Source organism: Pseudomonas sp. GW821-FHT03E01, assembly GCF_059420765.1.
The window spans coordinates 122,855-146,674 of sequence record NZ_JBWKUI010000007.1 but is presented as its reverse complement, the minus strand read 5'-3'; the positions used below and the strand labels follow the sequence as shown (position 1 = coordinate 146,674).

The window sequence follows — 23,820 nt, the reverse complement described above, 5'->3', positions numbered from 1 at the left end:
TTAGCGACCTGCAAATATCACAACATCAGCGGCAGGTACATCCCTAGATGCTCTATAAGAGAGGCGACCATGCAAACCCGTGTTGATATGTGTTTTTGACGCTTTTTAATTACACTACTTGCTCCGACTCTCCTGCTTTGTAGGTACGTGCGATAAACAGCAGTGGCGCATAAGCTACGACCATACCAAAAAATCCGGAAATCCAGCCACTTGCTACAGCGATCGATAACGGCATGAGCCATACAAAATTGATAGTGATCGATGCCAGCGTTACTGTTTTATGGCTACGGTGCTTGCGAGAGGCATATTGGTAACCATGACTGCGATGGGCTTCATATACCTTTTCACCTCGTAAAAGCCTGCGCATCAGGGTCCACGTCGCATCAACAATGAAAACGCCAAGCATGATCAACCAGCTCCAGAGCAACTCGGGCGACTTGGAGGCTGCCTCAATCGACATCCCTGCTAATACAATCCCCAAAAAACCGCTGCCTGCGTCTCCCATGAAAATTTTCGCCGGCGGATAGTTCCAACAGAGAAAGCCCGCGACCGCAGCTACCAGAGCCAGAGGCCCCCAGGCCAGTTCGAGGTTTGCGCTAAACCAATAGACCAGCAACATTCCGAGGCAGACGCTGATCGCTTCAGCACTGGCCAGGCCGTCAATGCCATCCATGAAGTTGTAAAGATTCAGCATCCAGACCAAATACAGCACAAACAAAATATTCCCAATCCACCCTGGATCAAGGGTGACTCCAAAGAGCGTGACGCCAGGAGAGCCTCCCAGCCAATATAACGCCCATATCGAGGCTGCAAAATGGCCTAATAGGCGCCACCTTGCGGCGATATGCCCGTGATCATCGGCAAAACCGATAAGCGCGACCAACAAGCCGCCCCCCAGTAAACCGACGAGCGTCGCCAGGCTCATCAAATCAAGCCCCCGAAGGATCAGAAGCGCCAACAGAAAGGAGACAACAATAGCTACACCTCCACCCCGAGGAGTAGGCACAGAGTGAGAGCTGCGCTCGTTTGGTGTATCCATCAAGCTATTGGCCAAAGCATAACGACGTAAAACAAACGTCAGCCCCCAGGAAACAACGAATACTGCTAGTAGCAGCCACAAAAAAGTCATTTCGTCTGCGCGTCCAGATAGTGACCTGCGGTTTGGCGCATGGCTTCATCCATGTTGATGGGGGGGGTCCACCCCAATAATTCACGATTTTTGCTGATGTCGACCTGCAATGACCCGCAGATCCGTTGAGCAACAGATTGCTTTCTCAATGCCGAAGCTGCCATTACCAGCAACCACTTTGGCAGTGGCAAGAGCCAGGCCTTCGTCCCGAGCGCATTGCCCAGGCGACGTAGTATTTCAGTTGTGGACAAGTCCTGGCCATCACTGACCAGAAAGGTTTGGTTCGCTGCGGCAGGATGATCGATACAAGTGATTACAAGGTCCACCAGGTTTCCGATCGCCACAAGGCTACGCTGGTTCCGGACCGCTCCCAACGGTAACGGAATACCTTTGTTCAGCCAGCGCAGCATACTCAGAAAATTGGCTTTAACACCCGCCCCATAGATCAATGGCGGGCGAATAATCACGACTTCCATTCCGGTTTCGCGAGCAAGTTTTCTCAGGCCTTGTTCAGCCTCGTGCTTGGACACGCCATAAGGATCCGCCGGGGCCGGTGTATCATCAGCCTTGAACGGCTTGCCTGGCTGGGTGCTTTCGCCATTGACCTTGATCGAACTGATGAAGATGAAGCGTTTGACTCCCGATTCAGCGGCGCGCTTTGCCAACCGAAGAGTGCCCTCCACATTAACCTTGCGAAACTCGGCCAAGGCATCAGAAGCGATTTCGTTCATCACATGAACTCTGGCCGCCGCGTGGACGACCGCACTGACTTCCTTCAACTCAGGCAAGGCTTCAGGATCATTCAGATCAAAGGGTACAACCGGGCATAAACCCTGCAACCGGGTGAGACTGCGAGCGGCCGCGATCGGAGCGAACTGTTTGTCCACCAACATCCTGAAAACCAGCGCCTCACCCACGAAACCGCCTGCCCCCGTGACCAATACCTTTGGGGCTGTCATTGAGCTTTGTTTCCCATCAATGCGGTGAACCAACAGATAAAAAAGAAAAAAATCTTGTCCCGCACCCGGCGCCTGCATTGCCAGGCACTGAAGGACAGTTTCATCAGTTCCGTACGCCGTAATTGCAACAAGACGCCTTTAAAGGGCTTCGCCCCCTGCCCCACCAGATCTGCAATCAGGTGAACCTGACCGAACCACCAACCGTCATGAATGGTTTTGTAACGAGCGATCAACGGACTCAGGCCTGTGTTGGCACCCACCTGATTACGCTCGTGCTGCCGGTAATCCATGCTGGGTAACGGGTCGATATACCAACGGTAACCATGACTGCGCGCAAAGGCGTAGAAATACCAGTCATGCAAAGTTACACCTTGCAGTTGCTGCCAGTTGGCGAGCATCGAGCCTTTCAAGGCTTCTATCAGGCTTTTTCTAAAGACATAGGTGCAGCCAGGCCCGGCTGCCTCGAACAAAAAATCCCAAGCGACCTGAGGTTGCGCCTTGTCCAGCAGCAGGGTTCTGCCATTTGGCCAGAACGCCGTCACGTTACTGGAGTAGGCATCCACTCCTCGTGCCTGCAACGCCTGGGTTGCTCTGTGCAGCTTATCGGGATACCAGATGTCGTCCTGGTCGGCAAAGGCGACGAAGTCGTAGCCATCGAAGTCAACGTCCCGGATCAGCCGAAAGAAGTTGCGCGATGCTCCGCCGAAGCGATTGGCATCCGGAAGCACTACAACTGCTGGATGCTCAGCCGCATAAGCTCTGCACCACGCCTCGGTGCCGTCAGTAGAGGGGTCGATGCTAATGTGCAGGGTAACGTCGACCGATAACTGGCCGAGAATCGAGACCAATTGCTCCTCAATCCACTGCATTCCGTTGTACGCAGCCAGCAAAACTGCAACCTTGGGATGTTTTACTGGCATGCTATTCCTGCTTGCTCGGATTAAACGCTAGGTTTGAAAGTAAACCCTCTCGACTCAGAGGGAATCCAAATCCAGCAGTTTTTGCAGGTACTGACCATAGCCAGTCTTCTTCAGCCTATCGGCCTGAGCGCCCAACTGTTCAGCGGTAATCCAACCGTTGTTGTAGGCGATCTCCTCCAGGCAGGCCACTTTCAAGCCTTGACGCTGCTCGATCGTGTGCACGAAGTGACTGGCCTCGAGCAACGAGTCGTGAGTCCCCGTGTCCAGCCAGGCAAAACCGCGTCCGAGCATTTCTACATTGAGGGTGTTTTGCTCGAGGTAGGCGCGGTTAACGTCGGTGATTTCCAACTCGCCACGCTCGGATGGCTTGATGTTCTTGGCGATCTCGACAACCTGGTTGTCGTAGAAGTACAGGCCAGTCACCGCGTAGCTGGATTTTGGCTTCAGCGGCTTCTCTTCGATGCTCAAGGCACGGCCGGCAGCGTCGAACTCGACGACACCAAAACGCTCTGGATCCGACACGTGATAGCCGAATACAGTCGCGCCGCGTTCTTGAGTGCTAGCCGAACGCAGGTTGTCCGAGAAGTGTTGACCGTAAAAGATGTTGTCGCCCAGGATCAGGCAGCAAGGATCCTTGCCAATGAATTCTTCGCCGATGATGAAAGCTTGAGCCAGACCATCCGGGCTAGGTTGCTCGGCATAAGTCAGCTTGATGCCGTACAGGCTGCCGTCACCCAACAACTTCTGGAAACATGGCAGGTCTTCAGGCGTGGAGATAATCAGGACTTCGCGCATACCGGCGAGCATCAGCACCGACAGCGGATAGAAGATCATCGGCTTGTCGTAGATTGGCAGCATTTGCTTGGATACGCCGAGGGTCAGCGGGTGCAGACGAGTGCCCGAGCCGCCAGCGAGGATGATGCCTTTACGATTTGTCGTGGTCATTTATTCAGGACTTCCATAAGCATTCGGGTGACACCACTTTGCCAATCCGGCAAGTGTAGAGAAAAATTTTCGCGCAGCTTCTGAGTGTTCAACCGGGAATTCAGAGGGCGGCGTGCCGGTGTTGGATAAGCGGTCGTGTCGATCGGATTGATTGCCGTGACAGCAAGCTCTTCACCGTTGGCCTTGGCAAAACCAATCACATGGCTGGCATAGCCGTGCCAGGACACTTCGCCAGCGGCCGCCAGATGATACAGACCCGCCAGCTCAGGACGCTGCAAGACTTGCTGAATAGCCAGCGCCGTCACGTCGGCGATCAGGTCTGCGCCGGTAGGGGCGCCGATCTGGTCGGCGATGACGCTCAGGGTTTCGCGATCCTTGGCCAGGCGCAACATAGTCTTGGCGAAGTTGTTGCCGCGTGCGCCATAGACCCAACTGGTGCGGAAGATCAGGTGCTTGCAGCCGGAGGCGATAATCGCCTGCTCGCCGGCAAGTTTGCTGGCACCGTAGTGATTCACCGGCGCGACAGCATCTGTCTCTTGCCATGGCGTCAGGCCTTCACCGCTGAACACGTAATCGGTCGAGTAGTGAATCAGCCACGCCCCTAGAGATGCCGCCTCTTCAGCCATGACCTGACTCGCCTGACCGTTCACGCGGTCGGCCAACTCTGTCTCGGACTCAGCTTTATCGACCGCCGTGTAGGCCGCTGCGTTGACGATGACGTCTGGTTTGACCTGACGAATCGTCGTGCGCAACGCATCGAGATCAGACAGGTCACCGCTCAAACCATCAACCGGGTGACGATCCAATGCGATCAGTTCACCAAGAGGCGCCAGGGAGCGTTGCAGCTCCCAGCCCACTTGACCGTTTTTTCCCAACAGGAGGATTTTCATGCCTTGTCCGAACGGTCCGTGTAGTTCTGGTCGATCCATTGCTGGTAGCTGCCGCTCTTCACGTGAGCGACCCACTCAGCGTTGTTCAGATACCACTCGACGGTTTTGCGGATGCCGGTTTCAAAAGTCTCTTCCGGCGTCCAACCCAGCTCACGCTGGATCTTGCTGGCGTCGATCGCGTAACGCTGGTCGTGGCCCGGGCGATCCTGAACGTAGGTGATCAGGCTGGCGTGTGGACGATGAGCGGAGTCTGGACGCAGCTCGTCGAGCAGTGCACAAAGGGTATGCACCACTTCGATGTTTTGTTTCTCGTTATGGCCGCCGATGTTGTAGGTCTCGCCGATAACACCTTCGGTCACGACTTTGTAGAGTGCGCGGGCGTGGTCTTCGACGTAGAGCCAGTCACGGACCTGATTGCCTTTGCCGTAGACCGGCAGCGGCTTGCCTTCCAGCGCGTTGAGAATGATCAGCGGGATCAACTTCTCAGGGAAGTGGCAAGGACCGTAGTTGTTCGAGCAGTTGGTGACCAGGGTCGGCAAGCCATAAGTACGGCTCCAGGCGCGAACCAGGTGATCGGAACTGGCCTTGCTCGCGGAGTAAGGCGAACTTGGCTGATATGGCGTTGTTTCGGTGAAGAGGTCTTCCGGACCTTCAAGGTCTCCGTAAACTTCGTCAGTCGAAATGTGGTGGAAGCGGAAGCTGGCTTTACGCGCGTCATCCAGCGCCGCCCAGTAGTGGCGCGCAGCTTCAAGCAGGGTGTAAGTGCCAATAATGTTGGTCTGGATGAATTCGGACGGGCCGGAGATCGAGCGATCAACGTGGGACTCTGCGGCCAGGTGCATGATGGCATCCGGTTGGTGTTCACGCAGGACACGGTCAATTTGATCGCGGTCACAGATATCGACGCGCTCGAACGCATAGCGCGGGTCTTCGCTGACTTCGGCCAAGGACTCAAGATTGCCGGCATAAGTCAGCTTATCGACGTTAACGACAGCGTCAGTGGTGTTGGAGATGATATGACGGATGACCGCCGAGCCAATAAACCCGGCGCCGCCGGTAACTAGAATTTTCACGCGAAACCATACCCTTGAGTTGCTGACAGGGCCGCCAACCGAGCACTGTCGAATCCATGAATGCAAAAGCCATCAAATTCGCTGAGGCTTCTGACAGAGTCAGTCTGAACCGATGTGGGAATATGCCACTATCGGATAAGCGCAGCATTTTACAGCTAAATGAAGGTTTTACTAATGGATATAGACAAGCTGTGATGCAAATCCGATGCTCACCATGGGTTTGTCGCAATCAGACAAGGCGCTTGCGTGAGGCTCTGGACGTACGCCCCAGAAACCAGCCGAGAACCGGCCCTATCACCATACCGATCAGCAACGTAATCACCATGATCAACGACACTGGCAACTGCGGGCTCGCCCACCCCAGGAACAGCAGTGACATGGCCTGCTGATTCTCAAGAACGAACGCCAGGATCGCCAGAACAAGCAACAGGACAAATACAGCGAGGAGTACGCGCTTGAAGTTACGCATCAGCGGCTCCCTGGAGTGCAACAGCCGTCAAAGCCCTTCCTCCTCATCCTCGTTCACACGATCACGCAGTTCTTTGCCTGGCTTGAAATGTGGAACGAACTTGCCGTCAAGGCTGACGGACTGACCGGTTTTTGGATTACGCCCCACGCGCGGCGCGCGATAGTGCAGTGAAAAGCTGCCAAAACCACGGATCTCGATTCGATCACCAGTGGCCAGACATTGGGACATTTGCTCAAGCATGGTCTTGATGGCCAGCTCCACATCTTTAGATGAGAGTAGCCCTTGATGGGTGACAATTCGTTCGATCAACTCCGACTTCGTCATATTTTTCCCTTCTTTTTCAAGCAGCTAGATCAGCGCTTCAAAGGTTTTAGCATGCCCCGAGTAATTTGAACAGCCCGAGCGTTGACATATCATCCCCAGCAGCGAGATGCCCGATTTCAAGGCACCGGAACTCTGATCGAACCCACACACTCACCTGCAGATAACCAGCATGGTGCGTGTCAAATAGCCCGCGGGATTGAAACCGAAAGGGAATATATCTTCCTCCTTGGCGTCATCAGACCTTACGATGACTTTATAACCTGCCCCTTTACACTCCTTGGCCGCTCGCTTGTGACACCTCTCCCATCCTGAGCCCAATCCCGAACAATCGACCTCTATACCACTGACGCCGCGCACCACATGAGTCTTGGCGCTGGTGGTACAACCTGCCAATGTCATTACTGCTATCACGACAATGAGCTTATTCATTCACTTCCTTATGCCGGATACGCAACCCAGCGGTCGTTCACTTCAGACTAAGCCTAGCCTTGAATAGACGATTGACCTACTTGAAGAAACAGACAGCCCAATCAAATCATTGGTTTCATGAATGAAACACTGCAATCCCCACACACCCTGAATCCACCAAATCGCAGACACAAAAAAGGGCGACCGAAGTCGCCCTTTTTCTATGGTCTGACAGAACTCAGTTCTGTTTTTCCATTTGTGCACGCAACAGGTCGCCCAGAGTGGTAGGACCAGCAGCGATGTCAGCAGCAGGCTTGTCTTTCAAGCTCTGGATTGCTTCTTTCTCTTCAGCATCATCTTTCGACTTGATGGAGAGCTGGATTACGCGGCTCTTGCGATCAACGCTGATGATCTTGGCTTCTACTTCCTGGCCTTCTTTCAGAACGTTGCGCGCGTCTTCAACGCGGTCACGGCTGATTTCGGAGGCTTTCAGAGTCGCTTCGATATCGTCGGCCAGAGTGATGATGGCGCCTTTAGCGTCAACTTCTTTCACGATGCCTTTAACGATGGCGCCTTTGTCGTTCTCTTGAACGTACTCGGAGAACGGATCGCTTTCCAGTTGCTTGATACCCAGGGAGATGCGCTCGCGCTCTGGGTCAACCGACAGGATAACGGTGTCCAGCTCGTCGCCTTTCTTGAAGCGGCGTACGGCTTCTTCGCCCACTTCGTTCCAGGAGATGTCGGACAGGTGAACCAGACCGTCGATGCCGCCGTCCAGACCAATGAAGATACCGAAATCGGTGATCGACTTGATGGTGCCGGAGATTTTATCGCCCTTGTTGAACTGGCCAGAGAAATCTTCCCATGGGTTAGATTTGCACTGCTTGATGCCGAGGGAGATACGACGACGCTCTTCGTCGATGTCCAGAACCATAACTTCCACTTCGTCGCCGACTTGTACGACTTTCGAAGGGTGGATGTTCTTGTTGGTCCAGTCCATTTCGGAAACGTGCACCAGACCTTCAACGCCTTCTTCCAGCTCAGCGAAGCAGCCGTAGTCGGTCAGGTTGGTTACACGAGCGGTAACGCGAGTGCTTTCTGGGTAACGGGCTTTGATAGCAACCCATGGATCTTCGCCCAGTTGCTTGAGGCCCAGGGAAACACGATTGCGCTCGCGATCGTACTTCAGAACCTTGACATCGATCTCGTCGCCAACGTTGACGATTTCGGAAGGATGCTTGATACGCTTCCAAGCCATGTCGGTAATGTGCAGCAGGCCATCGACGCCACCCAGATCGACGAATGCGCCGTAATCGGTGAGGTTCTTGACGATACCTTTGACTTGTTGGCCTTCCTGCAGGGATTCCAGCAGAGCTTCACGCTCGGCGGAGTTCTCGGCTTCGAGGACGCTGCGACGGGAAACGACAACGTTGTTGCGTTTCTGGTCGAGCTTGATGACCTTGAATTCCAGCTCTTTGCCTTCCAGGTGCGTGGTGTCGCGCACTGGACGGACGTCAACCAGAGAACCTGGCAGGAACGCACGGATGCCGTTAACGTCGACAGTGAAGCCGCCTTTAACCTTACCGTTGATAACGCCCTTGACCACTTCTTCGGCTGCGAAGGCTGCTTCCAGAACAATCCAGCATTCAGCGCGCTTGGCTTTTTCACGGGACAGCTTGGTTTCACCAAAGCCGTCTTCAACCGAGTCCAGAGCAACGTGAACTTCGTCACCGACGTTGATGTTCAGTTCGCCAGCGTCGTTGTAGAACTGCTCAAGCGGGATGAGTGCTTCAGACTTCAGGCCAGCGTGAACGGTTACCCAGCGAGCTTGGTAATCGATATCAACGATAACACCGGTGATGATGGAGCCTGCCTGAAGGTTCAGGGTTTTTAGGCTTTCTTCAAAGAGTTCCGCAAAGCTTTCGCTCATTTTAATTCCTGTTGATAAGGGCGAAGAATACGCCCATCTCCACATCCCAGACGATGTGGGTTAGTTTCATTTAAAAGAAGCTCCGCAGGACTATGACTGGTCCCCTGCGGCCCTCTTGGTCACCCGGCGATATCGCGAATGGCGATCTCGCTCATGATGCGTTCCAGCACCTGGTCGATGGATAATTCCGTGGAATCCAGCTGTATGGCGTCAGCCGCCGGTTTGAGCGGGGCTACCGCTCGCTGGGTGTCACGCTCATCGCGCGCACGTATCTCATCTAGCAGACTCGACAGACTAACACCATCGACTTTGCCCTTCAACTGCAAGTAACGTCGGCGCGCACGCTCTTCGGCACTGGCAGTGAGGAAAATCTTCAAGGGCGCGTCGGGAAATACCACCGTACCCATGTCGCGACCATCGGCCACCAGACCCGGCGCCTCCTGAAAAGCCCGCTGACGCTGCAGCAACGCCTCGCGAACCGCAGGCAACGCGGCGACCTGCGAGGCACCCGAGCCGACACTCTCGGTACGGATCACATCGCTGACTTCATCACCTTCCAGAATAATGCGCTGCAACTGACCGTCGGTCGCTGCGATGAACTGCACATCCAGATGCGCGGCGAGCTTCTTGAGCAATTCCTCATTGGTCAGGTCGACGCCATGGTTATGCGCGGCGAAAGCCAGCAATCGATAAAGTGCACCGGAATCCAGCAGGTTCCAGCCCAGGCGCTTGGCCAGAATCCCGGCGACAGTACCTTTGCCAGAGCCGCTTGGCCCATCAATAGTGATGACCGGTGCAATGCTGATCACGACTGAGCCTCTTGTGCAACACGGATACCGACCTGCGCGCACAGCGCGAGGAAGTTCGGGAACGAGGTCGCGACGTTGGCGCAATCATGGATGCGGATCGGCGCAGTGGCGCGCAGTGAAGCCACGCTGAAGGCCATGGCAATCCGGTGGTCGCCGTGACCGTGCACTTCGCCGCCGCCGATCTGGCCGCCGTCGATGATGAGGCCGTCCGGAGTGGGCTCGCACTTGACGCCCAGCGCCAGCAGACCGTCCGCCATGACCTGGATCCGGTCCGATTCCTTCACGCGCAGCTCTTCGGCACCACGCAGCACAGTGCGACCTTCGGCACATGCAGCCGCCACGAACAGCACCGGAAACTCGTCGATAGCCAGTGGCACCAGCGCTTCGGGAATCTCGATACCTTTGAGTTTAGCTGCCCGTACGCGCAGGTCGGCTACCGGCTCGCCACCGACTTCACGCTGGTTTTCCAGAGTGATGTCAGCGCCCATCAGGCGCAGGATGTCGATTACGCCGGTACGGGTCGGGTTGATGCCGACGTGCTCGAGCACCAGCTCCGAACCTTCGGCGATCGACGCCGCCACCAGGAAGAACGCCGACGACGAGATATCGCCCGGCACTTCAATGTGGGTCGCGGTCAGCTTGTGGCCGGACTCGACCGAGGCGGTCGCCCCGTTAACGGTCACCGGGTAGCCGAAGCCACGCAGCATGCGCTCGGTGTGGTCGCGAGTCGGTGCCGGCTCGGTGACCGTGGTCTTGCCTTCGGCATACAGACCCGCCAGCAGCAGGCACGATTTAACCTGGGCACTGGCCATCGGCATGGTGTAAGTCAGGCCCTTGAGCTTGTTGCCGCCACGAATGGTCATCGGTGGACGACCGTCAGCGGCGGTCTCGATCACAGCGCCCATTTCACGTAGCGGATTGGCCACGCGATTCATCGGACGCTTGGACAACGAAGCGTCGCCGGTCAGGGTACTGTCGAAGTTCTGCGCAGCCAGCAGGCCAGACAGCAGACGCATCGAAGTGCCGGAGTTACCCAGATAGATCGGGCCCGGCGCAGGCTTCAGGCCATGCAGGCCGACGCCGTGAATGGTCACGCGACCATGGTGCGGACCTTCGATGACGACACCCATGTCGCGGAAAGCTTGCAGGGTCGCCAGGGCGTCTTCGCCCTCGAGGAAACCTTCCACTTCGGTGACGCCTTCGGCCAGGGAACCGAGCATGATCGAGCGGTGGGAAATCGATTTGTCGCCCGGTACACGAATCCGCCCAGTCAGGCGGCCACCAGGTTGTGCCAGGAAAATCAGATCGTTGGAATTCATAGCGTCCACATAGGCCCGGCGGGCCAGGATTTTACTGAAATGCTCGCGGGCAACCCGGGCGCGAGTGAACACGCCCAACAATTGGTGCCCATCCCCTGCATCGACCGCGTCGCGCAAGGCGTCGAGGTCGCTGCGAAATGTATCGAGTGTGCGCAGGACAGCTTCGCGGTTGGCGAGGAAGATGTCGTGCCACATGACCGGGTCGCTACCGGCGATTCTTGTGAAATCGCGGAAACCGCCCGCAGCGTAACGGAAGATCTCAAGATTTTCATTGCGTTTGGCCAATGAATCGACCAAACCGAACGCCAGCAAGTGCGGCAAATGGCTGGTCGCCGCCAACACTTCGTCATGACGCTCGACTTGCATGTGCTCGACGTCGGCGCCCAATTCGCGCCACAACCGGTCGACCACCGCCAGCGCGGCCGGATCGGTCTGATCCAGCGGCGTCAGAATCACTTTATGGCGACGGAACAGGTCAGCATTGGAGGCTTCCACCCCGCTCTGCTCGGAACCGGCAATCGGATGCCCTGGCACGAAACGCGCCGGCATGCCGCCAAACGCTTCGGTCGCCGCGCGCACCACATTGCCCTTGGCACTGCCGACGTCAGTCAGGATCGCCTGTCCCAGATCCATGCCCGCCAACAGCGCGAGCAGTTTCTCCATAGCCAGGATCGGCACCGCCAACTGAATCACGTCCGCGCCCTGGCAAGCCGCCACCAGGTCTTCTTCGCAGCGATCCACCACACCCAACTCGACCGCCAGCTTGCGCGACTGCGGGTCGAGATCGACCCCGACCACTTCGCGGCACAGACCGCTTTCACGCAGGCCTTTGGCAAACGAACCGCCGATCAAACCCAGACCGACCACCACCAGGCGACCGATCATAGGTTCAGCAGATTGCAGTGCAGTGACATCAACCACGAGCCATAACCTTGGTCAGCGCCTCGAGGAAGCGGCTGTTTTCCGCTGGCAAACCGATGGTGATGCGCAGGTGATTCGGCATGCCGTAGTTGGCCACCGGACGCACGATCACGCCTTCGCGCAGCAACCCCTGGAAAACCGGGGCAGCAACGCGACCCAGATCGACACAGATGAAGTTGCCTCTGGATGGAATCCAGCTCAGCCCCAACTCACGGAAACCCGCCTCAAGCTGCTGCATGCCGGATTGGTTCAGGCGACGGCTTTCAGCCAGGTACTCGACGTCTTGCAGCGCGGCACAAGCGGCGGCCAGCGCGAGGCTGTTGACGTTGAACGGCTGACGCACGCGATTGAGCACATCAGCGACGATGGCCGAGGACAAACCGTAGCCGACCCGCAGCGACGCCAGACCATAGGCCTTGGAGAAGGTGCGCGAGACCAGTAGGTTCGGATAGGCCGCCAGATAGTCCAGGCCATCCGGCAAGTCGCTGCCTTCGGCGTACTCGATGTAGGCCTCGTCCAGCACCACCAGCACATGGGCCGGAACGTCCTGCAGGAATTCATCCAGCGCCTCGGCGTCGAACCAGGTCCCGGTCGGGTTGTTCGGGTTGGCGATGAATACCACGCGGGTATCGGCATCGATCGCGGCCAGCATCGCCGGCAGATCATGACCCCAGTCTTTGGCCGGGATCACTTTTGCCTGGGCGCCAACGGCCTGGGTCGCGATCGGATAGACCGCAAACGCATGTTCGCTGAACACCGCGTTCAGGCCCGGTGCCAGATAGGCACGCGCCACCAGCTCCAGAATATCGTTGGAGCCGTTGCCCAGCGTCACTTGGTTCAGCTCGACGCGACACTGATCGGCCAACAGGGTTTTGAGCGCAAAACCATTGCCGTCCGGATAGCGGGTCAGCTCGGCCAGCGCTTCGCGAATCGCCGCCAGCGCCTTGGGACTGGCGCCCAACGGGTTTTCGTTGCTCGCCAGCTTGACGATGCTGGCCGGATCGAGGTTCAGCTCACGGGCCAGTTCGTCCACAGGCTTGCCCGGAACGTAAGGCGAAAGTTGTTGCACGCCCGGCTGTGCCAGAGCGAGGAAGTTGCCACTCATTTGCTACCGCCCTTAGAGAACTGCTTTCGGGTAGGAACCCAGCACCTTGAGTGCCACCGCTTCCTGACTGATCTTTTCCAGCACACCTTTGACCAGCGGGTCGCGGTGATGGCCGACGAAGTCGATGAAGAACACGTAGGTCCATTTACCGCTGCGCGACGGACGGGTCTCGATCCGTGTCAGATCGATGCCATTGTCGTGGAACGGCACCAGCAACTCGTGGAGAGCGCCGGGCTTGTTGCTCATGGAAACGATGATCGAGGTCTTGTCATCACCGGTCGGCGGCACTTCCTGGCTGCCGATCATCAGGAATCGCGTGGAGTTGTCCGGGCGATCCTCGATTTTCTCAGCCAGACGGGTCAACCCGTAGAGGCCGGCAGCCATGTCGCCGGCAATCGCCGCCGAGTTCCACTCACCCTTGACCCGTTTGGCCGCTTCGGCGTTGCTGGACACCGCCACGCGCTCGACATTCGGGTAATGGGCGTCCAGCCACTTGCGGCACTGGGCCAGGGACTGGGCGTGGGAATAGATACGGCTGATGCTGTCGGTCTTGGTATTTTCGCCAACCAACAGGTGATGGTGAATACGCAGCTCGACTTCGCCACAGATCACCATGTCGTGTTCGAGGAAGCTGTCGAGAGTGTGGTTGACCGCGCCTTCGGTGGAGTTTTCCACCGGGACCACGCCAAAGTTCACCGCACCGGCCGCCACTTCACGGAACACTTCGTCGATCGCCGCCATTGGCTTGCTGATCACCGCGTGACCGAAGTGCTTCATGGCCGCAGCCTGAGTGAAGGTACCTTCAGGGCCGAGGTAAGCCACTTTCAGCGGCTGCTCGAGGGCCAGGCACGAGGACATGATTTCGCGGAACAGCCGCGCCATCTCTTCGTTGCCCAGCGGCCCCTGGTTACGCTCCATCACGCGCTTGAGCACCTGAGCTTCACGCTCAGGACGATAGAACACCGGCACTTCGCCTTCGGCCAGCGAGGCCATCTTTACTCGCGCAACTTCCTGGGCGCAGCGTGCGCGCTCACTGATCAGCTCCAGGACCTTTTCGTCCAGAGCATCAATGCGCAGGCGCAGTGCCTTGAGTTCTTGCTCAGACATTAGCCGTGTTCCTTCTCGAACTCTGCCATGTACGAAACCAGTGCGTTGACCGCAACGATATCGACGGCGTTATAGATGGAGGCACGCATGCCGCCCACGGAACGGTGACCTTTGAGGTTCAACAGGCCACGTTCGTCGGCACCGGCCAGGAACGGCTTGTCGAGACGATCGTCGGCCAGACGGAACGGCACGTTCATCCACGAACGGTCCGACTTGTTGATCGGGTTGCTATACAAGCCGCTGGCGTCGATGAAGTCGTACAGCGTGCGCTGCTTCACTTCATTGAGCTTGCCGATGGCTTCGACGCCGCCCTGCTCTTTCAGCCACTCGAACACCAGGCCGGACAAGTACCAGGCCAGTGTTGGCGGTGTGTTGTACATCGAGCCGTTGTCGGCCGCGACCTTGTAGTTGAGCATGGTCGGGCAGATGGAACGGGCGTTACCCAGCAGGTCTTCGCGAACGATGTTGACGACGATGCCGCTCGGGCCGATGTTTTTCTGGGCGCCGGCGTAGATCATGCCGAAACGCGAGACATCCACCGGGCGCGAAAGAATGTCCGAGGACATGTCGGCGACCAGCGGCACATCACCGGTTTCCGGGATCCACTGGAATTCCAGGCCGCCGATGGTTTCGTTCGGCGCGTAGTGAACGTAGGCCGCATCTTTCGACAGGTTCCATTCGTTCTGACCCGGCACAGCGAAATAGTCGTAAGGCTTGGCGGTTGCGGCAACGTTGACGTGGCCGTAGCGCGAGGCTTCTTCGATCGCCTTCTGAGACCAGATACCGGTGTCGATATAGTCGGCGGTGCCGCTTTCCGGCAACAGGTTCAGCGGAATCTGAGCAAATTGCTGGCTCGCGCCACCTTGCAGAAACAGCACTTTATAGTTCGAGGGGATATTCAGCAGATCACGCAGATCCTGCTCGGCCTTGGTGGCAATGGACACGAACTCATCGCTGCGATGGCTCATTTCCATGACCGACAGGCCCTTGCCGTGCCAATCAAGGAGTTCAGCCTGGGCGCGCTTCAGGACAGCTTCGGGAAGCGCCGCAGGACCGGCACAGAAGTTATAGGCTCTCTTGCTCACATCCAATCTCGCTCTGATTTGGTGGTATCACGCAATAAATCTGTAGGAGCTGTCGAGCAGAGCGAGGCTGCGATCTTTTAGTGCTGAGCGAAAGCAAGAGCCAGATCAAGAGATCGCAGCATCGCTTCGCTCGACAACTCCTACATAAAAAACAATTCCACAGTTCCCTGAGGACAAACAACAAGGGGGCGAATCTTCATCCGCCCCCTGCTTGCCCGCTTACTCCTGCGGCTCTTCGTCGGCGGCGGCGTCGAGTTGCTGGTCGTCGGCAACATCGTCGATCACGACCTCACCCTCGAACACTGCACCCTCTTCACCTGCAAGCCCTTCGCCTTCCAGCTCTTCGCCTTCGACTTCCGACGGCTCCTGAACCCGCTCCAGGCCCACCAGCGTTTCATCGTTGGCCAGCTTGATCAGGGTCACACCCTGGGTGTTACGGCCCAGGCTGGACACTTCGTCGACGCGGGTACGAACCAACGTACCCTGGTCGGAAATCAGCATGATTTCCTCGCCGTCGAGCACTTGGACCGCGCCGACCAGACGGCCGTTACGCTCGTTGCTGACCATGGCGATAACACCCTGACCGCCACGCTTGTACTCAGGGAACTCGGTGATCGCGGTGCGCTTGCCGAAACCACGCGCCGAAGCGGTGAGGATCTGGCTGCCTTCTTCCGGGATCAACATGGAAATCAGCTTCTGGCCTTCCGGCAGACGCATGCCGCGGACACCGCGAGCGGTACGGCCCATGGCGCGAACGTCGGTTTCCTTGAAGCGAGTCACCTTGCCGCCGTCGGAGAACAGCATGACTTCGCGATCGCCATCGGTAATGGCCGCAGAGATCAGCACGTCGCCTTCATCCAGCTCCAGCGCGATCAGACCGACGCTGCGTTGACGGCTGAAGGATTCCAGCGGGGTCTTCTTCACGGTGCCTTTGGCAGTGGCCATGAAGATGAAGTGACCTTCGGTGTATTCCTCGACCGGCAGCATGGTGGTGATGTATTCATCACTGTCCAGCGGCAGCAGGTTGACCAGCGGACGACCACGGGCCGCGCGGGAGGCTTCCGGGATTTCGTAGGTTTTCAGCCAGTACACTTTGCCTTTGCTGGAGAACAGCAGCAGCGTGGTGTGGCTGTTGGCGACCAGCAGGTGAGCGATGTAGTCCTCATCCTTCACGCCGGTAGCCGATTTACCTTTACCGCCACGACGCTGAGCCTGGTACGCAGCCAAAGGCTGGGTCTTGGCGTAGCCACCGTGGGAAATGGTCACGACGCGCTCTTCTTCCGGGATCATGTCGCCCAGGGTCAGGTCGAGACGGGCATCGAGAATCTCGGTGCGACGCACATCGCCGTACTCGGCGCGGATCACTTCCAGCTCTTCGCGGATCACTTCCATCAGGCGCGTGGCGCTGTTGAGGATGCGGATCAGCTCGCCGATCTGGTTGAGGATCTCTTGATACTCGGCCAGCAGCTTCTCGTGCTCCAGACCGGTCAGGCGGTGCAGACGCAGTTCCAGAATGGCTTGCGCCTGCTCTGGCGACAGGAAGTACTTGCCGTCGCGCAGGCCGTATTGTGGATCGAGGTTTTCCGGACGGCACGAATCGGCACCGGCACGCTCAACCATTGCAACCACCGCGGAGGACTCCCACGGCGTGCTGATCAGCGCTTCCTTGGCTTCCGACGGGGTCGGCGAAGCCTTGATCAGGGCGATGACCGGGTCGATGTTCGACAGGGCAACCGCTTGACCTTCCAGGATGTGGCCGCGTTCGCGCGCTTTACGCAGCTCGAACACGGTACGACGGGTCACGACTTCGCGACGGTGACGAACGAAGGCTTCCAGCAGATCCTTGAGGTTGAGGATCCGCGGACGGCCGTCGATCAGCGCAACGATGTTGATGCCGAACACGCTTTGCAGCTGAGTCTGGGCGTAGAGGTTGTTGAGAATCACCTCAGGCACTTCACCGCGACGCAGCTCGATCACGACGCGCATACCGTCCTTGTCGGACTCGTCGCGCAGCTCGGTGATGCCTTCGAGCTTCTTCTCTTTGACCAGCTCGGCGATCTTCTCGATCAGACGGGCCTTGTTCAGCTGGTAAGGGAGTTCGGTGATGACGATCTGCTGACGGCCACCGACCTTGTCGATGTCTTCGATGATCGAGCGGGCACGCATGTAAATGCGCCCGCGACCGGTGCGGTAGGCTTCGATGATGCCGGCGCGACCGTTGATGATCGCGGCGGTCGGGAAGTCCGGACCGGGGATGTATTGCATCAGCTCATCGACAGTCAGCTCCGGATTGTCGATGAGTGCCAGGCAACCGTCGATGACTTCACCGAGGTTGTGCGGCGGAATGTTGGTCGCCATGCCCACGGCGATACCGCTGGAGCCGTTGACCAGCAGGTTGGGGATCTTGGTCGGCATGACCGCGGGGATCATTTCGGTGCCGTCGTAGTTCGGCACCCAGTCCACGGTTTCTTTATGCAGGTCGGCCAGCAGCTCGTGCGCCAGCTTGGTCATGCGTACTTCGGTGTATCGCATGGCCGCGGCGTTGTCGCCGTCCACCGAACCGAAGTTGCCCTGACCGTCCACCAGCAGGTAACGCAGCGAGAATGGCTGCGCCATCCGAACGATGGTGTCGTACACCGCGGTATCACCGTGCGGGTGATACTTACCGATCACGTCACCGACAACACGGGCAGATTTCTTGTACGGCTTGTTGAAGTCGTTGCCCAGCTCGCTCATCGCGAACAGCACACGCCGGTGCACGGGCTTCAAGCCATCGCGCGCATCCGGCAGTGCCCGCCCGACAATAACGCTCATCGCGTAGTCGAGGTAGGACTGCTTCAGCTCGTCTTCGATATTGACCGGGAGGATTTCTTTGGCCAGTTCGCCCATGAGAAGCCTGATTCCTTTTTCTGGTGAAACTTCGTCACATCCATATGGGACGAACGAAGCTCGCCGGTACAGACTGAGTGCCATGCACCGACTTACGACAAATCAACGAGTTATGCCATGGATCTGCGCAGTAAAGGCAGCCACATCAGGCTACCCTGGAAACCGCCGGATGTTATCACAAGAGCCGCCACGCACCTATCCCCCAGATGCGCATGGAGCATAGTTAGTTGACCGGTGACAGGCTTGAAGGAGACGAGAGGGGCTTAGAGGCGTGATCAACCGGCATTCAACCGTATTTTTCACTTGTAAACACCGATTTCGTGCAGCCTGAATGATTTAATGCAGACGCTTGCGGCACATCAATTGAGCCATTTTCGCGGTGTCCGGGCGCTCGACGATGCCTTTTTCGGTGACGATCGCATCGATCAGGTCGGCCGGGGTCACGTCGAAAACCGGGTTGAACGCTTCCACATCTGCCCCCACCCGCTTGCCGCCAACTTCCAGCAACTCGCGGCCATCACGCTCTTCGATAGGAATCTCGTCGCCACTGGCCAGATTCATGTCGATGGTCGAACTCGGCGCCACCACCATGAAGCGCACGCCGTGGTGCATGGCGTTGACCGCCAACTGGTAGGTACCGATCTTGTTCGCCACATCGCCATTGGCGGTAATCCGGTCGGCGCCGACGATCACCCAGGTCACACCCTTGGTTTTCATGATGTGCGCGGCAGCGGAATCGACATTGAGGGTCACCGGAATACCCTCATTGGCCAATTCCCACGCAGTCAATCGCGAACCTTGCAGCCATGGCCGGGTTTCGTCGGCGTAGACGCGCTCGACCATGCCTTCGATGAACGCCCCGCGAATCACCCCCAGCGCCGTACCGAAACCACCGGTGGCCAGTGCACCGGTGTTGCAATGCGTGAGGATCGCCTGGGCGTTGCCTTGATGTTTGCGGATCAGGTCGACGCCCAACTGGGCCATGGTCAGGTTGGCTTCGCGATCACTTTCGTGGATGGCGATGGCTTCGGCTTCCAGCACCGACAACGGATCGGCGTGCTCCCTCAGGCGCTCAAGCCGCTCACGCATGCGACCCAAGGCCCAGAACAGATTGACCGCGGTCGGACGGGAGTCGGCCAGCAGCGCGAAATCCTCTTCCAGCGCCGCTTGCCAGTCGCCACCTTCGGCAAAACGGGTACGGGCCGCCAGCACCACGCCATAGGCCGCACTGATGCCAATAGCCGGCGCACCGCGCACCACCATCGAGCGAATGGCTTCGGCCACACCCGCAGCGCTGGTGTAGGCGATCCAGGTTTCCTCGAACGGCAAAATACGCTGATCCAGCAAGTACAGTGCGCCATCACGCCAATCGATGGCCTTCACCTTCTCCGCAGCCAACAGTCGATCGCGCATCCCACACCCCGCACTCATGAACAAAAGCCGCCGATTATAGCGATCCCCCCGCGAAGACGCTCGGGTATACTTCGCCATCCTTTACAAAAGCACTGGAACCGACTCTCGATGCCGACCCCCACCGCTGCGCTCGACCTATTATTGCTGCCAACCTGGCTGGTACCCGTCGAACCGGCTGGCGTGGTCCTTAAAGAGCATGCCCTGGGTATCCGCGACGGTCGTATCGTGTTTATCGGCCCACGCGCAGCAGCCTTGAAGCTTAACGCAGCCGAAGTGCGCGAATTGCCGGGCATGCTGCTCAGCCCGGGCCTGATCAATGCCCACGGGCATGCAGCAATGACGCTGTTCCGCGGCCTGGCCGACGATCTGCCGCTGATGACCTGGCTGGAAGACCACATCTGGCCGGCCGAAGCCAAATGGGTCGACGAGGCGTTCGTACGCGACGGCACGGACCTGGCCATCGCCGAGCAGATCAAAGGTGGCATCACCTGCTTCTCTGACATGTATTTCTTCCCGAAGGTCGCCAGCGAACGCGTACATAACAGCGGCATTCGCGCCCAGATCGCCATTCCGATCCTCGATTTCCCGATTCCAGGCGCCAGCACGGCGGATGAAGCCATTCGTCAGGGCGTCGAATTATTCGGCGATCTCAAGCATCACGAACGGATCAAAGTCACCTTCGGCCCCCATGCCCCGTACACCGTGGGCGACGAAAACCTGGAAAAAATCCGGGTGATCGCCGAAGAGCTGGACGCCTCGATTCACATGCATGTCCACGAAACCGCCTTCGAAGTGCAGCAGTCGGTGGAGCAGCGCGGCGAACGCCCGCTGGCCCGCCTCGGCCGCCTGGGCCTGCTCGGGCCGCGTTTCCAGGCCGTTCACATGACCCAGATCAGCGATGAAGACCTGGCGCTGCTGGTAGAAAGTAACACCAATGTGATTCATTGCCCTGAGTCGAACCTGAAGCTGGCCAGTGGCTTCTGCCCGGTCGAGCGCTTGTGGCAGGCTGGGGTGAATGTGGCAGTCGGCACCGACGGCGCGGCCAGCAATAATGACCTGGACCTGCTTGGTGAAACCCGCACCGCCGCATTGCTGGCCAAGGCTGTCGCCGGCTCGGCCACCGCGCTGGACGCCCATCGCGCCCTGCGCATGGCCACGCTCAATGGCGCCCGCGCGCTGGGAATCGAAGCGCAAACCGGTTCGCTGGAAGTCGGCAAAGCGGCAGACATCGTCGCATTCGACCTGTCGGGCCTGGCGCAGCAACCGGTCTACGACCCGGTTTCGCAACTTATATATGCCACTGGCCGCGACTGCGTGAAACACCTTTGGGTCGCTGGCAAGCAACTGCTCGACGACCGCCGCCTGACCCGCCTGGATGAAGCGCAACTGTGCGCCACCGCCAAGGCCTGGGGCAGGCGCATCAGCGGCCACACCGAATCGTAAGCACCCTGGACCAACACCGGGGCAACAGAATTTTTCAAGTTTTAGAGGACTGACACCATGAGCAACGTCGACCACGCCGAAATCGCCAAATTCGAAGCCCTGGCCCATCGCTGGTGGGACCGCGAAAGCGAGTTCAAACCGCTGCACGACATCAACCCCCTGCGGGTCAACTGGATCGACGAGCGCGTCAATCTGGCCGGCAAGAAAGTCCTCGACGTCGGTTGCGGCGGCGGCATCCTCAGCGAAGCCATGGCCCAGCGCGGCGCCACCGTGATGGGCATCGACATGGGCGAAGCGCCGCTGGCGGTCGCGCAATTGCATCAGCTGGAATCCGGCGTAAACGTCGAGTACCGGCAAATCACCGCCGAAGCGCTGGCCGAAGAAATGCCTGAGCAGTTCGACGTCGTCACCTGCCTGGAAATGCTTGAACACGTTCCGGATCCGTCCTCGGTGATCCGCGCCTGCTTCCGCATGGTCAAGCCTGGCGGCCAGGTGTTCTTCTCCACCATCAACCGCAATCCGAAGGCCTATCTGTTCGCCATCGTCGGCGCCGAATACATCATGAAGCTGCTGCCGCGTGGCACTCACGACTTCAAGAAATTCATCCGCCCTTCCGAGCTCGGTGCCTGGAGTCGCATGGCCGGCCTGACCGTCAAGGACATCATCGGCCTGACCTACAACCCGCTGACCAAGCACTACAAACTGGCATCCGATGTCGACGTCAACTACATGATCCAGACCCTGCGCGAGGAGTAAGCCGATGCGTATCAGAGCAGTTCTTTTCGACATGGACGGCACCCTGCTCGACACCGCGCCGGACTTCATCGCCATCTGCCAGGCGATGCGTGCCGAGCGTGGTTTGCCGCCGATGAACGACAAGCACATCCGTGACGAAATCTCCGGCGGCGCCAGGGCGATGGTTGCAGTGACTTTCTCGATGGACCCGGAATCGCCGGGCTTCGAGGAGCTGCGCCTGGAGTTTCTGGAGCGCTATGTCAAAGGTTGCGCGGTGCACAGCAAGCTCTTCGACGGCATGGGCGAATTGCTGGCCGACATCGAGAAGGCCAACCTGATCTGGGGCGTGGTCACCAACAAGCCGCTGCGCTTCGCCGAGCCGATCATGCAGCAATTGGGGCTGGCCGAGCGTTCGGCGCTGCTGATCTGCCCGGATCATGTGAAGAACAGCAAACCGGACCCGGAGCCGTTGATCCTGGCGTGCAAGATGCTCGACCTCGATCCGGCCAGCGTGCTGTTCGTCGGTGATGACCTGCGCGATATCGAATCCGGCCGCGATGCCGGCACCAGAACAGCCGCCGTGACCTACGGCTACATTCATCCGGAGGATAACCCGCGGCATTGGGGCGCGGATGTGGTGGTCGATCATCCAATGGAGTTGCGCCTGGTGCTGGATAGCGCTTTGTGCAGTTGCTGATGACAGAGGCTTTTGTGGCGAGGGAGCTTGCTCCCGCTGGGCTGCGAAACGGCCCCTTTTATTATCGCGCAGTGTCAGGTATGTCGCATTTGCAGGTTTACGACTGCTTCGCAGCCGAGCGGGAGCAAGCTCCCTCGCCACAAATACGATGCCTGCCTGTTGAATTGTGTTGAGGTTTTTTATGTTTGATTATTCCGCCCGTCCTGAATTGCTCAAGGACCGGGTCATCCTGGTCACCGGCGCTGGCCGAGGCATCGGTGCTGCCGCCGCGAAAACCTACGCCGCTCATGGCGCCACCGTGTTACTGCTGGGCAAGACCGAAGCCAATCTGACTCAGGTCTACGACGAAATCGAAGCGGCCGGGCATCCACAACCGGTGGTGATCCCGTTCAACCTGGAAACCGCCCTGCCCCACCAATACGATGAACTGGCGGCCATGATCGAAACCGAATTCGGCCACCTCGACGGCTTGCTTCACAACGCGTCGATCATCGGCCCACGCACACCGATCGAGCAGTTGTCCGGCGAGAACTTCATGCGCGTCATGCAGGTCAACGTCAACGCCATGTTCATGCTCACCAGCACCCTGCTGCCGCTGCTCAAGCTATCGCAGGACGCCTCGGTGGTGTTCACCTCCAGCAGCGTCGGTCGCAAGGGTCGTGCATATTGGGGCGCTTACGGCGTGTCCAAGTTCGCCACTGAAGGCCTGATGCAAACCCTGGCCGACGAAGTAGACACCGTCGCCCCCGTGCGCTCCAACAGCATCAACCCCGGCGCCACCCGCACCAGCATGCGCGCTCAGGCCTACCCTGGGGAAAATCCGCTGAACAACCCGACACCCGAGGAGATCATGCCGGTCTACCTTTACTTGATGGGGCCGGACAGTACCGGCATCAACGGTCAGGCGTTCGACGCTCAGTAATGCCCGTGCGTCGCTTTTGTGCCGCGACGACTTCCCGTCGCGGCACGCAAAGCCCGTGATAACTGTTGCTGTTTCAAGTCAAATAAATGCCAATACCCCCGACACCATCCTTCGCAACCTCCCCAACCTTGTTGATTTAGAACGCTTTTTAACCGACTGAACCGAATGGCACGACTTTCGCTCTAATTTTGCTCAGACACGCCGTGTGAAAGCAGACGGGGCAGAGCTCGAGCCGAGAGGTTACTAATCTTCGGCAAAGCGGACTAAACTCGTGCCAAATGTCCTACGGGACTGATGGACCAGTATGACGCGCAGCCCAAAGCCGCTC

The 23,820-nt window shown here is 58.2% G+C and carries 21 protein-coding genes; 4 read left to right on the top strand and 17 right to left on the bottom strand.

Annotated elements, in window-relative coordinates:
* Positions 1-109: 109 nt before the first annotated feature.
* The 17 genes from AC07VO_RS13875 to mtnA form a co-directional block, all read right to left on the bottom strand.
* Positions 110-1,129 (bottom strand): MraY family glycosyltransferase, encoded by a 1,020-nt coding sequence (locus tag AC07VO_RS13875; RefSeq protein ID WP_086944631.1) that lies wholly within the window; start codon positions 1,127-1,129, stop codon positions 110-112.
* Positions 1,126-2,088 (bottom strand): UDP-glucose 4-epimerase family protein, encoded by a 963-nt coding sequence (locus AC07VO_RS13870; RefSeq protein WP_064616666.1) that lies wholly within the window; start codon positions 2,086-2,088, stop codon positions 1,126-1,128. The genes AC07VO_RS13875 and AC07VO_RS13870 overlap by 4 nt, the downstream gene beginning before the upstream one ends.
* Complete coding sequence (locus AC07VO_RS13865; protein WP_064616664.1) at positions 2,085-3,008, bottom strand: glycosyltransferase; 924 nt, start codon at positions 3,006-3,008, stop codon at positions 2,085-2,087. Before AC07VO_RS13865 ends, AC07VO_RS13870 begins: the two co-directional genes overlap by 4 nt.
* Before the next feature lie 54 nt (positions 3,009-3,062).
* Positions 3,063-3,953: a glucose-1-phosphate thymidylyltransferase RfbA gene (rfbA, locus tag AC07VO_RS13860; RefSeq protein WP_064616662.1), complete on the bottom strand. Its 891-nt coding sequence runs from the start codon at positions 3,951-3,953 to the stop codon at positions 3,063-3,065.
* Positions 3,950-4,843 (bottom strand): dTDP-4-dehydrorhamnose reductase, encoded by an 894-nt coding sequence (gene rfbD / locus AC07VO_RS13855; RefSeq protein WP_111454896.1) that lies wholly within the window; start codon positions 4,841-4,843, stop codon positions 3,950-3,952. The genes rfbA and rfbD overlap by 4 nt, the downstream gene beginning before the upstream one ends.
* Positions 4,840-5,916: a dTDP-glucose 4,6-dehydratase gene (rfbB, locus tag AC07VO_RS13850; protein ID WP_086944628.1), complete on the bottom strand. Its 1,077-nt coding sequence runs from the start codon at positions 5,914-5,916 to the stop codon at positions 4,840-4,842. The genes rfbD and rfbB overlap by 4 nt, the downstream gene beginning before the upstream one ends.
* Before the next feature lie 229 nt (positions 5,917-6,145).
* On the bottom strand, positions 6,146-6,385 hold the full coding sequence (locus tag AC07VO_RS13845) for a LapA family protein (protein ID WP_064616656.1): 240 nt from the start codon (positions 6,383-6,385) through the stop codon (positions 6,146-6,148).
* A 27-nt stretch (positions 6,386-6,412) separates the two neighbouring features.
* On the bottom strand, positions 6,413-6,709 hold the full coding sequence (ihfB, locus tag AC07VO_RS13840) for an integration host factor subunit beta (RefSeq protein ID WP_003369729.1): 297 nt from the start codon (positions 6,707-6,709) through the stop codon (positions 6,413-6,415).
* A 150-nt stretch (positions 6,710-6,859) separates the two neighbouring features.
* Positions 6,860-7,138: a hypothetical protein gene (locus AC07VO_RS13835; RefSeq protein ID WP_019650498.1), complete on the bottom strand. Its 279-nt coding sequence runs from the start codon at positions 7,136-7,138 to the stop codon at positions 6,860-6,862.
* Positions 7,139-7,355: 217 nt separating this feature from the next.
* Positions 7,356-9,047, bottom strand: coding sequence for a 30S ribosomal protein S1 (gene rpsA, locus AC07VO_RS13830; RefSeq protein ID WP_018929851.1), 1,692 nt, complete (start codon positions 9,045-9,047; stop codon positions 7,356-7,358).
* Positions 9,048-9,166: 119 nt separating this feature from the next.
* Complete coding sequence (gene cmk, locus AC07VO_RS13825; protein WP_007939921.1) at positions 9,167-9,856, bottom strand: (d)CMP kinase; 690 nt, start codon at positions 9,854-9,856, stop codon at positions 9,167-9,169.
* Positions 9,853-12,060 (bottom strand): bifunctional prephenate dehydrogenase/3-phosphoshikimate 1-carboxyvinyltransferase, encoded by a 2,208-nt coding sequence (locus AC07VO_RS13820; protein WP_018929852.1) that lies wholly within the window; start codon positions 12,058-12,060, stop codon positions 9,853-9,855. Before AC07VO_RS13820 ends, cmk begins: the two co-directional genes overlap by 4 nt.
* 28 nt (positions 12,061-12,088) lie before the next feature.
* On the bottom strand, positions 12,089-13,201 hold the full coding sequence (hisC, locus tag AC07VO_RS13815; RefSeq protein WP_086944627.1) for a histidinol-phosphate transaminase: 1,113 nt from the start codon (positions 13,199-13,201) through the stop codon (positions 12,089-12,091).
* A 12-nt stretch (positions 13,202-13,213) separates the two neighbouring features.
* Entirely contained in the window at positions 13,214-14,308 is a 1,095-nt protein-coding gene (pheA, locus tag AC07VO_RS13810) for a prephenate dehydratase (RefSeq protein ID WP_007899727.1), read from the bottom strand.
* Positions 14,308-15,393, bottom strand: a complete 1,086-nt coding sequence (gene serC, locus AC07VO_RS13805; protein ID WP_086944626.1) for a 3-phosphoserine/phosphohydroxythreonine transaminase — start codon at positions 15,391-15,393, stop codon at positions 14,308-14,310. The genes pheA and serC overlap by 1 nt, the downstream gene beginning before the upstream one ends.
* A 219-nt stretch (positions 15,394-15,612) precedes the next feature.
* Positions 15,613-18,282: a DNA gyrase subunit A gene (gene gyrA / locus AC07VO_RS13800; protein WP_018929855.1), complete on the bottom strand. Its 2,670-nt coding sequence runs from the start codon at positions 18,280-18,282 to the stop codon at positions 15,613-15,615.
* A gap of 336 nt (positions 18,283-18,618) precedes the next feature.
* Complete coding sequence (gene mtnA, locus AC07VO_RS13795; RefSeq protein ID WP_018929856.1) at positions 18,619-19,695, bottom strand: S-methyl-5-thioribose-1-phosphate isomerase; 1,077 nt, start codon at positions 19,693-19,695, stop codon at positions 18,619-18,621.
* A gap of 108 nt (positions 19,696-19,803) precedes the next feature.
* Here mtnA and AC07VO_RS13790 point away from each other — a divergent pair, with 108 nt between their 5' ends.
* The 4 genes from AC07VO_RS13790 to AC07VO_RS13775 all read left to right on the top strand — a co-directional run bounded on the left by AC07VO_RS13790 (position 19,804) and on the right by AC07VO_RS13775 (position 23,492).
* Entirely contained in the window at positions 19,804-21,138 is a 1,335-nt protein-coding gene (locus AC07VO_RS13790) for a TRZ/ATZ family hydrolase (RefSeq protein WP_192350951.1), read from the top strand.
* A 57-nt stretch (positions 21,139-21,195) separates the two neighbouring features.
* Positions 21,196-21,894, top strand: a complete 699-nt coding sequence (gene ubiG / locus AC07VO_RS13785; RefSeq protein WP_018929858.1) for a bifunctional 2-polyprenyl-6-hydroxyphenol methylase/3-demethylubiquinol 3-O-methyltransferase UbiG — start codon at positions 21,196-21,198, stop codon at positions 21,892-21,894.
* Between the two features lie 4 nt (positions 21,895-21,898).
* The gene (gene mupP, locus AC07VO_RS13780; protein WP_018929859.1) at positions 21,899-22,570 is read left to right on the top strand and encodes an N-acetylmuramic acid 6-phosphate phosphatase MupP; all 672 of its coding nucleotides are present in this window, start codon (positions 21,899-21,901) and stop codon (positions 22,568-22,570) included.
* Between the two features lie 181 nt (positions 22,571-22,751).
* Positions 22,752-23,492: a YciK family oxidoreductase gene (locus tag AC07VO_RS13775; protein WP_007939907.1), complete on the top strand. Its 741-nt coding sequence runs from the start codon at positions 22,752-22,754 to the stop codon at positions 23,490-23,492.
* The last annotated feature ends 328 nt before the right edge of the window (positions 23,493-23,820 follow it).